Genomic DNA, 13,510 nt, shown 5'->3' with positions numbered 1-13,510 from the left:
AATCTTATATCTTTATGAAAATAAAATTATTAATTATTATATTCTTATTAGCAGCTTTAAATGTAAATGCTAATTCCAATCCTGTAGATAATATCAAACAAATCTTTACCTATATCGATCAAAAAAATTGGTTACAAGCCGAGGATTTAGCTTTAGAAGTAAATAGTAAAGCTTTAACAAAAATTGTGCTTTCGCAAAAATTTTTAGATAATAAATATTCAGATAATAGTTTTGAACAGGTAATAAAATTTTTATGTGATAATCCGGATTGGCCTCAAAGTAAGCTGCTTCAAGAAAGGGCGGAAGAATATTTAAATAATAGTACGAATAAAAAAGTAATTTTTGATTGGTTTAGTAAACATCCGCCTCTTACTGGTAAAGGTTATAAATTTTATGCAATTGCTGCAAGTAGTTTAATCAAAGATCAGAAAATATTATTACCTATTATTAAGGAAGTTTGGGTATATGCCAATTTTACTCCTGAAGAAGAAAATGCATATTATAATAAGTGGCATAAATATTTAACTGTGAATGATCATTTAGAACGAATAGAAGAACATTTATGGAAAAATGATATTAGGTCTGCTGAGCAATCCCTAAAATATGTAGATCAAGGTTATCGTAATTCTTTTAAAGCACAAATTGCAATTATTAATAAATCACCAAATGCTGAACAATTTTTTAGAAGCGTTCCTGAAAAATACTATACTTCCGGCTTGTTATATCGTTATTTAGATTCTAAAAAAATGCAAAAGCCTACAAAGGAATTGATGACTTTGTTTAAAAAAGCCAAAAATAACCGTAAACATTTTGCTAAATGGTGCCGTATTCAATCTTATTATGCTCGTAAATTTATCGATTATAAAGATTTTGCAGGTAGCTATAAAATAGCAACGCTTCCTTTTGCTACTTGTCCTAAAACCATAAGAGAACAGGCGTGGCTTGCTGGCTGGCTTTCTTTAAGTTTTTTAAAAAAGACTGATCAGGCATTAGTACATTTTAATAAGTTTATTAAAGTTGTTAAGACTCCGATTAGTTTGGCACGTGGGTTTTATTGGCTCGGTCGCACTTATGAAGCAAAAGGCGATAAGCAAATGGCTAGAAAATTTTACGAGCAGGCAGCCAAATATTCTTTTACCTTTTACGGGCAGGTAGCAAATATTGAATTAAATAGGACAAAGCTAGTTTTGCCTCATATTCCTGTAATAACTTCTGAAGAAAGGAAAACTATAGAAAATAAAGAAATTATTCAAGCAATAAGGTTACTGGTTAAATATAATAAAAACTACTTAGCCATGATATATTCCAAAGCAGCGATTAAAAATACTAAAAATCCTGCAGAAGTGCAAATAATTGCAAATATTATTAAAGTAAATAATAATACTAATTATATGGTTGAGGTGGCAAAAATTGCTGCCCAAAATAATACTTTTATTCTGGATTGTGCTTTTCCAACTCCGTATAATCTAGCAGGTTTACCTATCCCACCTCATTTAACTTATGGAATAATTAGACAGGAATCGGTTTTTGATCATAAAGCAGTAAGTTATGCAAATGCTATGGGTCTCATGCAACTTATTAAAGGTACTGCTTGTGATACTGCACGATCCATAAATGTTAAATGTAATGTGGAAGATTTAACTAGAAATCCGTTATATAATATTAAACTTGGCTCGCATTATTTCAAAAAATTATTAGATGGTCATAAAGGTTCTTATATTCTATCTATTGCTTCTTACAATGCCGGAATTCATAATGTAGTAAAATGGATAGATATGTTCGGCGATCCAAGGGATATAAAGGATACAAGAAAAGTTATTGACTGGATAGAACTGATACCTTATCAAGAAACAAGAGATTACGTTCAAAGAGTACTTGAAAATGTCCAAATTTACCGAATTATCTTGAATAAAAATAATAATTTATATTTTAAACGTGACTTACATGCTTGCAGTATATCAAAAAGTTAATTTTTATATTTTGACATATAGTAATATAATATGGAAATAATTGAAAATATAAATTCAGGAGGAAAAATTATGAAAAATTAGAAAGTCATTATAAAAAACATATTTGTAATCCCTTAGATACTCAAAAATATACTTGAGGCTACTATTAAGAGTAATATTACTATAACAACCAAACCCCCAACAAGCGCCAGTCAAGAAGAATTAGTCGACAAGGCTTGAGCAGAAGCAAAACTTAGTATTGAAGTAAATGATGTAACTACTGCATTTAAAAATTATTTCTCCAAATTAAATTTGGATGGTGTAGTATCATTTATGAATACTGCTAGTACGCTAGGTATTTAATATAGATGTGTATTACTCTTCAAGATATGGGAAATTATCCTACTCAGTGGTATGGTATATCGAGTGAAAATTATTTAAAAAATATAATATAACATATAAGGAGTTTTGGTCAAAAATTGCTCCTAGTACTGATTTGCTTAAGGACATTAATAGTTTTTATAATTGAGAGAAATTGAGTTCAAATCAAGTTGAATTAGTGAAAAAGCTTTAAGTGAAACACAACATTCTAGTGCAATAAGTGATGTTACTTCTAGATTCAAACAATATTTTCTCAATTAAATCTTGATTGTGTAGTAGCATTTATGCATTTTGCTAATTAATTAAGTATTAATGTTGATGGATGTGTGGGTACTGTCCTTAAAAAACATGAGAAAATATTCCAACTAAAGAGTTTTTAGAAAAATATGGTATAACATATGTCTTTTTCAAGAATAAAATAGAACTAAGTGTACAAGATGCAGATAAAATTGAAGGTAAATTGAATGAAGAAAATCATTAAGATTTAGAGTATGATGCTGAGTCGGATATAGAAGTTACATCAAAACCACTAGAATCTGAAGTGACGCTTACTAATAGTGACGCGTATAATGTTGGAGACTTTATAAAACTATTTAAAGAATAAGAATTTGAAGTATTGGAATTTTATAACGACTTATTACCTACAGAATGTAAATATCCAAAAAGAATTAGGTTAGTATTAGTACATATGTTCTGTGAAAAACAAGTAAGTTTCAAAGTTGTACAAGAAATTGCTCAAAAAGCAAATGTAATAATCTTTGGTTTTAAATAATAACTCTTAAAAAACTTATAGTGATATCAAATTCATGAAGAAGAAATGAAAATTGCTAATGTTGCGCATTTATTTGATTTTAATTATAATAGCTAATCAATTTTTAAATTATTATTTCTATGACTTGATCACAGGATTCAGTTACTAAATTGATTAGTATAATAAGTTGCTTTTTTGGATACCGTGGAGAGGGGTACAGTATGACACTGATTATACTTTATGATCCATGCAACAAAGCCCTTCCGCGGGGGGAATTACATAAGAAAAAAATAATACACGCAAATACCTATCTATGATTCTTAAAAATTTATCTCTACTAATAATATTATTATTTTCAATTTCAGCTTTTTCTGCTGCTAATATTCTAAAAAATATCCCTATTACCGTTGTTGCTCCTGCTTCAGGTGCTGATAATAAAACCTTGTCCGATTTAAAAAATATTAATGGACTAAATTTACAGATTTTTTCTAAATGTTTTACCAAAATTAAGTTACCGTTTCTTGCAAGTAGTGATGAGGTAAGATTTAATTGTTTACAAGATGCATTATTTGATGAGTCCGATAATGCAGTATGGGGTTTACGTGGAGGTTATGGCTCGGCTAGGTTAATTCCATACTTACAAAAACTCTCAAAGCCACTTAAAGAAAAGTTCTTTATAGGGTATAGTGATATAACGGCTTTACATATTTTTTTATCGCAAGAATGGGGATGGCACACTATTCATGGTAGTAATATAGCCGATTTATTAAAACCTGATAAAGATCAAAGTAATTTTACCAAGATTGCTGAAATATTGCAAGGTAAAGTAAAGCAGGTTACTATAGATAATTTAGTGCCTCTTAACAAGATAGCAAAATCGAGTAATCTTGTTAACGGCAAACTAACAGGCGGTAACTTAACTATGCTGCAAACTAGTATAGGTACAAATTGGCAGATAAAAACTAGGGGCAAAATTCTTTTCTTAGAAGATGTGAATGTAGTTGCTTTTAGATTAGATCGTGATCTTTTGCACTTAAAGCAAGCAGGATTGCTTGAGGATGTTAAGGCCATAATATTTGGTTCATTTGATAAAGATTCTGAAGGTACAATGTTAGTACTTCGTAATTTTGCAGATAGTTTAAATATTCCAGTATTTAAAACAAATAGATTCGGTCATGACAAAATTAATGATCCGATTATTTATAATACAGATAGTAAGATTATTAAAAATAAAGGATTTAAGTTAGTAATTGGGTTGTAGTAGTGGATCTTGCTTGTCATACTGTGACTTAATCGCGGTATTACATCGGCTCAAATGTAAATAATCATTATACTTTGATAAATTCAAATCATAAGAAAAAAATTTATTTGTAATATAATGTTCAAGTAATTTTATTAATCCTGCTTTATGTCTATTTAAAGTTTTGATATTTAAAGCTATTTCCGTTGTTTGTATGTAAGGATCGGTACTAGTTATTTTTACGTAAGCAATAGTGATTTCTTTATTTATAACTGGGTTCCCGCTTTTGCAGGAATAAAATTCTGTAAATCCGTTTTCAAGTAACATTAAGCTTTCTATAATAAGTTGAGGTGAGAGTCCAAGCTCTATTTCTTTTTTAGTTGGAATAGTGCCGGTTTTATAATCAAGTATAGTTATATTGTTTGATTTACTTATTTCAATTCGGTCAGCTATACCGATTATTTTTATATCTTGACCTGCAATATTTAGTCGTAATTCCCCTTTAATCTCAAAATAGATTTCTTTGCAATTTTTCCGGCGTTCTATATCAAATAAAATAAAGGCTTTACTGAAAGCTACAAGTTTTATTTGCCAAGCTTTTTTTGTATATATAGGTAAAATAGTACTATATAAAATATGATTACCAATATTTATTAAAGCATTTTGTTTATCAAGCAAATTTAAATTCATATATTGTTTGTCATAATTTTTAGAATATTCCTCCAAAACGTTATGAATAAAATTACCGAAGTCCGATATTTTAGGTTCTTCCCATATATTATCTTTTTTACGTAATCCAAGAATTTTCTTAGCATAAAAACCGTAAGGGTTTCGTATTAATGTTTCTATATCGGTTACTGATAAGGTGGTTGGAAAAAAGGTGTTGAGGGCTGTAGACTCATTGTTATACTGTGGTTTGAACACAGTATCCATATAATTACTGAAGCCTGCGATCGAGTCGTGGGATGACACACAGTCCTTCTGTAGCTTCAAAAATAAATTAGAAGTGGTTGTTAATTTTTTATCATATTTTTTAGCGTTTAGTATAATTACTTGTTTATTTTGTAGAAATAAATTGAAGTAATCTGAATATAGATTAGAATCGATTTCATCGTAATCTATATTTAGTATCTGCAAAGCTTTCTTGTTAAGAAGCCAAGGGTGAACTTGTTTATTAGGAGACCAGTTTTCATTATTAAAATGCGGTAATATAATTAAGTCGAATTCGCATAATACTAAATCTGTAGGCGAGCCGATAATTATATTAGCAGCTTCAGTATTTTTGTAATATCTGATATTAGAAAGTAAAAAAGAGAAAATTTTAGGAAAATCTTTTTTATCTGTTGGATTTATATATTTACAATATGCAGTTAAATTTGTTAAAAATTCAAGTAATTCTGTTCCTCCTTCTTTGCCCCAAATAGTAGGCAAAATTTTTTCAGCTATTTCTTTAGCAGCTACTAAAATATCTTGTATATTATATGGAGTATTGGTAAATAAAATATCTATTAAGTTACGGCAATATTCCCTTATATCCTCATTATCAAATTGTAATTGTAATAAATATTTCGGTGAAGATATAAAACGGTTTTTATTAGATAGCATTAACTCTAATTTTTGTACCATAGGACAATTAATTAAAGGATTTTTAAGTAATAAAAATAAGGTTTTTAGATCAAAATTATTACATAATATTTTAATAATGGAAGTGAGTAATTCACCGATATTAGTAAGCCTTAAATCATGACCTAGTAGATCTTCATATTTATCTAAAAAATTACAATATACTCTTTTAAGCTTATTATTATCTGTAATGATTGCAATCCGTTTATCTTTATTACGGCTACATATATAAGCTATTTGTTTAGCTTCTTCATAGATATCATGAGGTTCTAAATAAGATATATTATTTAGACTTCTTGCATAATTTTTGTCTAAGGGTAATTTGTGTGTCGATCCGGTACTCGAATCCTCATGTACGTTTGTGTATGCTGCGGTTCTGCGTTCCGTATCTTCTACAAATTCCTGCTTATCATCTACGTTATGTAAGAAGTCTCTTGCACTTAAGCTTGGATTATAATGAATTATATAATCTTTTAATTCTTCCTTAAATTTTTTTAAGAAGGGATCAGGTTTAAATATTCCGGCGAGTATTATCTGCTTATGACCATTTTTTATCTTTATTATTTCTTCATGTAATAGCTTTAATTTATAAACTGCTTTAGTTTGTTTTTGATTGTATTGAATTGATCTCCACTTGGTACTTCGTTGCTCATCGTCGCGCCTATTAGTATATAGGCTTCGCTCCTTACACCTGTCACAAAATGAGTCTGAATTCATTATAGGCGATATTTCTTCTTGCCATCTCAAAAAGCAATATTCTAGAAATTTATAAATCTTTTGCCAATAGCTAGAATTATTATAGACTTCAATTAATTTTATATCGATATTATTGAGTATAAGATCATTAAACAATTTTCTTAGAATTTTTGCAGCTTTTAGTGATTCTTCAATATTAAAAGTTAATTCTTTATATTCAGTGATGATTTCGGATAAAATAAATAATTCTTCTATTTTAGATATATAATCCGCATCAAGATTTTTTTTTGAAATAATAGAAATAAAGGGAATAATGACAGGTAATTTGATTTTATATTTATCGATTAAAATCTTCTTTAATTCTAAACATGAAAAATTATTAGGTAATATTATTTGAACCTCTTTACCTTTACCTAATTTATCAATGATATATTTAGCAAAGCTTTCCAAAAAAGAATAATTAGCAGCCATAAATAATATTTTTTACGGTAAATATAGCAAATCAAAGGTCCGAAATAAATCTTATTTACGATAGTGTAATATAATAAATAATATTTTTTTATTATATAATTTAATTATAGTCTTATAATGTCAGGAGCTTATGCTAATAATTTAAACTCCCATATATTGTGATAATATATAGGTAGTACAACAAGAAGATTTGGTAATACAACAATTGGTTAAAACTATTGGTAGCTGAAACACAAAATATTCAATTGCTTGACAAGAACAATGTAGACCTGTAATTTATGGTCAGTATCAACTAGGAGATAATGTTATAGGTTCTACATTTGTATGTGCAAGCTATAAAAATTTCGTATGTTGTTGGCCGCTTGGATATGTATAATAAACCGTTTGTAATATTTTCATCTGATAATATTGAAAACTAATATTTATTTAACACGCATAGCGTATTACATAAGTAATTTGCTATTGGTAACATTTACTAGCTTTTACTAGCTCTTTAAATAATTCTAAATCTACTCTATTATCATTAAAATATTCAGGATGCCACTGAACACCTATAACAAATTTATGTTTTGTTGATTCAATGGCTTCAATTATTCCGTCTTCTGCTTTTGCAGATATGATAAGATCGTTACCAAGCTGTTTAACAGCCTGGTGATGGGTCGAATTAACCATTGTTCTTAGATTATTATTTGCTATCCTAGCAAGCTGAGTATTTGCCTCTATATTAATTGCATGTGAAACTATATTTTTAGGTGGAGGCTGGGTATGGTTAATTATAGTTTCAATATAATCAGGAATATGCTTAATAAGCGTACCCTTGAAAATAACGTTTAATAATTGCATACCTCGACATATACCTAAAACAGGAATATCTCTCTCCAATGCTTTCTTTAAAACTAATATCTCAAAATTATCACGTTCTTCATTAGAAATTACTACATCGTCAGCATATTCCAGTTCATAAAATTTAGGATGTATGTCCTCATCACCGCCTGGAATTAAAACGCCGTCAACGAGGTTTATAAGCTGATCTATAGTTTCGCTTTGATAAGGTAATAATAGCGGTACACCGCCGGCTGCAATAATTGCATCGGTATAGTTTTTGCGCAAGGCATACCATGGAAAAGCAGCATAAGTATATTTTTCACAATTTTGAACTAAATCAGGTGTAACACCTATTATCTGTTTTTTATGCATTTTTATTATTGTTTTACTACTTTTGTATCAGTTATGTCATTTTTCCCAGCCGTTAGGCGGGGATCCAGCTCTTTTTTGTATCATACCGTGGCTTGTTGACCCCACCACAGTATCCAGAAAAAAATTACAAAATACTGGATCCCTCTACAAGCTCGTGGGATGATATTCGAGGTTACTGGATTCCTACTTTTGTTATATTCCATAGAAATAACATTTATAATTATATTTACTCTTCAATACATGGTGGTGTTTCAAATGTATGAAATGGCGGTGGAGAGGTAAGTGTCCACTCAAGCGTATCAGCACCGTCACCCCAAGGATTGGTTGGACAATCTTTGCCGTATTTTAAAGTATAAAAAACGATAAATACAAAATAAAGAGCAGCTAACATAGAGATACCTGCTCCTATCGATGAAACCATATTCCAGCCGGTGAAAGCCTTAGGGTAATCCGGTATTCTTCTTGGCATGCCCGCAAGACCTAAGAAATGCTGTGGGAAGAAAGTTAAATTAACGCCTATAAAGGTAATCCAAAAATGAATTTTACCTAAAACTTCTGGATATTGTTTGCCTGACATTTTACCAAACCAATAATAAAATCCTGCAAATGCTGTAAATAAAGCACCGAGCGACATCGTATAATGGAAATGTGCAACAACGTAATATGTATCATGCAGTACTCTATCAAGTGCTGAATTTGATAGAATTATGCCGGTTACACCGCCGATCGTGAATAATATGATAAATCCTATTGAAAATAGCATAGGTGTTAGGAACGTAATAGAACCACCCCACATAGTTGCTATCCAGCTAAATATTTTGATACCTGTCGGCACTGCTATAATCATTGTTCCGGCAGTGAAATATCTAAGTGCATTATAAGAAAGCCCAACTGTAAACATATGGTGAGCCCATACAATAAACCCGACAAAGCCTATTATCACCATAGCTCCAACCATACCTTGATAACCGAATATAGGTTTGCGTGAAAAAGTTGAGATAATCTGACTTACTATACCAAAACCCGGAAGTATTACTATATATACTTCAGGATGACCGAAAAACCAAAATAAATGCTGAAATAATACCGGATCACCGCCGCCTTCAGGTTTAAAGAAAGTAGTGCCAAAGTTACGATCGGTAAGTAGCATAGTGATAGCTCCACCAAGTACCGGCATTGCTAGAATTATGAGGAATGCAGTTACTAAAATAGACCAAACAAATAATGGCATTTTAAACAACCCCATTCCTGGTGCTCTCATATTAAAGATAGTAACGATTAAGTTAATTGATCCGAGGATTGATGAAAGACCCGTTAAATGTAAGCTGAAAATAGCCATATCGACTGCTGCTCCCGGGTGACCGCTCAAATTACTTAAAGGCGGGTAGAGTGTCCAGCCTGTTCCTGGTCCGCCATCAACAAAAGCTGATCCTATAAGTAAGATAAAAGCAGGAACTAACAGCCAAAAACTTATATTGTTAAGGCGTGGAAATGCCATATCAGGTGCCCCTATTAATAGAGGTACAAAGTAATTACCGAATCCGCCGAATAAAGCCGGCATAATCATAAAGAATACCATAATAACTGCATGTGCTGTGATAAGCACGTTATATAGCTGGAAATCATGATTAAGGAATGTTCCGCCAGGCATTGCAAGTTCTAATCTAAAGAGAAGAGAAAATAAGCCGCCGACAATTCCAGCAAAAACGGCAAATATGATATACATAATGCCGATATCTTTGTGATTAGTAGAAAAAAGCCATCGTCTCCAACCGTGAGGGGTATGGTAGTCATCGTGATTAATGTCGCTAGTAGTTATATCCATAATTATTATTCTGCCTGTGTTAATTTTTCAATATCTGCTCCAAAAATTGGAATATTTTTAGTGATTTTATTATATAATCCCAATTCCACCATTTAATTTCAAGTAATTGCTCTATTATTTTGTCAAAAAATCTATAGCGTATTATCTTTGCATGATTGCTGGCAACAATACTATGTGGTGGTAAATCTTTAGCCATTATGATAATTGCTCCGTCTCCAAATATTAACTCCAGGCAAAAAATAGTAGAGTTTGTACCAAAACATACGTCGTTTCCAACTATAATATCTCTTCTTTTATCATAGGAAGGAGTATAATTATTCCTATGTTTAAAAATAAAGAAAGGAGCAGTAGCAAACCAGTCCATAGGATGATTTATATTATCAGTTATAAAACTAGTACCCATAGTAATAGGAATATGAATTTCTATAAAATTTCATATAATTAATTAGCCGCTAATTTTGCATTCATCGCAACCTTATTTTTACTTGCAATCCAGTTATCAAAATCCTCTTTACTTACTACTTCTATAGCAATCGGCATGAAACCGTGATTGATGCCGCATAGTTCAGAGCATTGCCCATAATATACGCCTTTCTTGGTAACTCTTGTCCATGTTTCATTAATTCTTCCAGGTACTGCATCTATTTTAAAACCAAGCGACGGAACAGCAAAACTATGTATCACATCACCTGCAGTAATAAGAAATCTTACGTTAGCGTTTTCAGGTATAACAATTCGATTATCAACATCCAATAATCTTTTCTGGTCAGGTTTTAGATTCTCATCAGAGATCATTACGCTATCAAACTCCAAATTATTATGATCAGGATACATATAGTGCCAATACCATTGATAACCTACTACTTTAATAGTTAAATCCATTTCAGGTATTTTTTCAGCATGACGCAATATTCTAAAAGACGGTACTGCAATAATCACTAAAATTATTATAGGTATTACAGTCCAAATTATTTCTATTAAAATATTGTGTGCAAATTTTGCTGGTACGGGATTATTTTTTGCATTAAATCTGATGCATACAAAGCCAAGTAATCCAGCAACAAATAAAACAATAGCCGTTGAGATATAAAGCAGAAAATTATGAAAATGATGTAATTCCTCCATAATGGGACTTGCCGGTGGCTGGAATGTTACTTGCCAAGGTAATGGCTCGGAAGCAAAGCACATTTTGCTAAAAATCAATAAACTACTTAAAGTAATAATATTTTTCATAGCATTAGCATATATTATAGATTATTTATACTTAATATAAATGTATATGCATTTTTGTTAAAGTAAAAATCGATAAATTTTTAGCAAAACTATATTTTTTAATATTTGAGCTAGAAAGTACCTATATTAGGATGTTGTAGTAAGTCGATAACTTTTATTAGTATTAATTAATTTTGCTTGAATTTATTTATTAAGGAAAGATCATCCTTTGTTACAGCAATTACAGAAGGATAAGTATTTTGTACCAACCGAGCATAATCATTAAAATCTTTCAGTTTCGGTAATATAAGTACTTTATCGATGAATGTGAAAGAACTTAAAATTTTTGCTCGTTGTAATTGATTATGGATAGGTTGACCTTTTTATATTTAATAATTGTTTCATCCGGTTCTAAAGCAATGATTAAGTATTTACCTTGTTTTTTAGCTTTGTGTAAAATTCTATATGACCGTAATGTAATCAATCAAAACAACCGCCTACTAGAACTATTTCACTATTTATAGGACAGTTTTTATTTAAAGGAATATTCTCATAATATTCTATTTGGGACATTTGACAGCATTATGGTTAGGTAAACAGGAGATATAAACATTGACTTATATTAAAATTTAATTTTAATCAATAAAAAACTAATGAAACACAAATAAAACAAAATTTTACAATTTTCTATTGTAATTTATTTATATATGGTGTATATTATTAGTGATGATTAGTAATGAAAAATTGATTCAAATATCTTCAGAGCAGTTTTAATGAATGATACTGTACTATCTTGTGATTTTAATGATGTATTACCATCATCCTTTATTAGTGCGCGTCTTAGAAAAATCCTCACCTCTGCTTCCTTATTATTATTTATAGGATTAGTTTTTTTTATCTCTTTTGCAGTTAATAATTATGTTAACAACACTTTATCTATAACTTTAGTACAGCCTGATAGTATTGAAGAAGAAACGATTTCATTTAAAGAAGTAGTAGTAAAAAAAGGAGATACTATAAAGTCAATTTTGATAGAACAAAATATCCCTAAAAATGAAATAGAAAAAATTATAAATTTAGTAAAAGATGGTAAATTATCATCTTCACTTAAAATAGGGCAACACATTACTTTTGAATATGAAACAAAAATTAACGAAAATGAGGATGAAGATTTAACCTCAGAGGTAACGTTCTTAAATAAAATCGTCATAATTATCGATAAGCTCAAAACTATTGAAGTAATTAGAGAAAGTGATAATTTTAAAGTTGAAGAAATTGTAGTACCTTTAAATAAAAAAGTTGCTAAAGCGTCGGTAAGTATTGAATCAAATTTTATGTCTGCCCTTAAAAAACTGGGTTTATCAAATAATAGTATAATAGAGCTGATTAATGCTTATGCCTATCAAATCGATTTTCAGCGTCAAATAAAAAGCGGTGATACTGTAACTGTAATAACAGAAAAATACGTAACGGAAGACGGTAAATTTTCCCACCACGGTAAAATTCTATATGTTTCATTAAATCTTTCAGGCAAAGAATATAATATATATCGTTATTCCCATAATAATAATGCAAATAATCATGCATTTTTTTCTGAAGATGGTAAAAGTGTAAAAAGAAGCTTACTTAAAACTCCGCTAAAGGTTATAAAAGTTTCTTCACATTACGGTAATAGAAAGCATCCGATACTCGGTTATACTAAAATGCATAAGGGAGTTGACTTTGCAGCTCCAGTCGGTACGCCTATATATTCCGCAGGAAACGGAGTTATAACGGAAATAGGTTGGAAGTCGGGTTATGGAAAATTTATTCAAGTAAAACATAGTGGTACGTTATCTACTGCTTACGCTCATGCTTCAAATTTTGCAAAAAATTTAAAAGTGGGAAGTATAGTAAAACAAGGGCAGATCATAGCATATGTTGGAAGTACAGGTAGAGCTACAGGCCCACATTTACATTATGAAGTTAAAATTGACGGCAAACATGTTAATCCTATGTCAGTTAAAACAACACCTGGTATAGAATTAAACGGAAAAAATTTAGAGAAATTTCAACAATTTAAACAAGAAATAAAAACTTTAAATGTTAAGCTTGATCAGGAATTGCAAGCTGATAAAACAGTTGAGTTTCTTTGTGATAATCGGTAACTTTTAAAAGTTGGCATT

The 13,510-nt window shown here is 30.2% G+C and carries 8 protein-coding genes and 1 pseudogene; 3 read left to right on the top strand and 6 right to left on the bottom strand.

Annotated elements, in window-relative coordinates:
• Positions 1 to 14 precede the first annotated feature (14 nt).
• Both A1E_RS03030 and A1E_RS03025 read left to right on the top strand, forming a co-directional pair.
• Positions 15 to 1,970: a lytic transglycosylase domain-containing protein gene (locus tag A1E_RS03030; protein ID WP_012148807.1), complete on the top strand. Its 1,956-nt coding sequence runs from the start codon at positions 15 to 17 to the stop codon at positions 1,968 to 1,970.
• A gap of 1,424 nt (positions 1,971 to 3,394) precedes the next feature.
• Positions 3,395 to 4,342: an LD-carboxypeptidase gene (locus A1E_RS03025; RefSeq protein WP_012148805.1), complete on the top strand. Its 948-nt coding sequence runs from the start codon at positions 3,395 to 3,397 to the stop codon at positions 4,340 to 4,342.
• On the opposite strand, the gene A1E_RS03020 is transcribed toward A1E_RS03025, so the two are convergent.
• The 6 genes and pseudogenes from A1E_RS03020 to A1E_RS07470 form a co-directional block, all read right to left on the bottom strand.
• Positions 4,325 to 7,111 (bottom strand): PD-(D/E)XK nuclease family protein, encoded by a 2,787-nt coding sequence (locus A1E_RS03020; RefSeq protein ID WP_012148804.1) that lies wholly within the window; start codon positions 7,109 to 7,111, stop codon positions 4,325 to 4,327. The two genes, A1E_RS03025 and A1E_RS03020, sit on opposite strands and share 18 nt — an antisense overlap.
• A gap of 459 nt (positions 7,112 to 7,570) precedes the next feature.
• Entirely contained in the window at positions 7,571 to 8,308 is a 738-nt protein-coding gene (locus A1E_RS03015; RefSeq protein ID WP_012148803.1) for a gamma-glutamyl-gamma-aminobutyrate hydrolase family protein, read from the bottom strand.
• 226 nt (positions 8,309 to 8,534) lie between these two features.
• A complete protein-coding gene (ctaD, locus tag A1E_RS03010) occupies positions 8,535 to 10,133 on the bottom strand; it encodes a cytochrome c oxidase subunit I (RefSeq protein ID WP_012148802.1) in 1,599 nt (532 codons plus the stop codon).
• A 19-nt stretch (positions 10,134 to 10,152) separates the two neighbouring features.
• Entirely contained in the window at positions 10,153 to 10,536 is a 384-nt protein-coding gene (locus A1E_RS03005; protein WP_012148801.1) for an LbetaH domain-containing protein, read from the bottom strand.
• Between the two features lie 38 nt (positions 10,537 to 10,574).
• Entirely contained in the window at positions 10,575 to 11,366 is a 792-nt protein-coding gene (coxB, locus tag A1E_RS03000) for a cytochrome c oxidase subunit II (RefSeq protein ID WP_012148800.1), read from the bottom strand.
• A 167-nt stretch (positions 11,367 to 11,533) separates the two neighbouring features.
• A pseudogene (locus tag A1E_RS07470) lies at positions 11,534 to 11,950 on the bottom strand (adenylyltransferase/cytidyltransferase family protein).
• A 168-nt stretch (positions 11,951 to 12,118) separates the two neighbouring features.
• Between A1E_RS07470 and A1E_RS02995 the strand changes: the two are divergent.
• Positions 12,119 to 13,492, top strand: a complete 1,374-nt coding sequence (locus A1E_RS02995) for a M23 family metallopeptidase (protein ID WP_012148799.1) — start codon at positions 12,119 to 12,121, stop codon at positions 13,490 to 13,492.
• Positions 13,493 to 13,510 lie beyond the last annotated feature (18 nt).

Origin of the sequence: Rickettsia canadensis str. McKiel (genome assembly GCF_000014345.1) — a bacterium.
In the GTDB taxonomy this organism is placed as follows: domain Bacteria; phylum Pseudomonadota; class Alphaproteobacteria; order Rickettsiales; family Rickettsiaceae; genus Rickettsia; species Rickettsia canadensis.
This window is presented reverse-complemented; position numbering and strand designations above follow the sequence as displayed.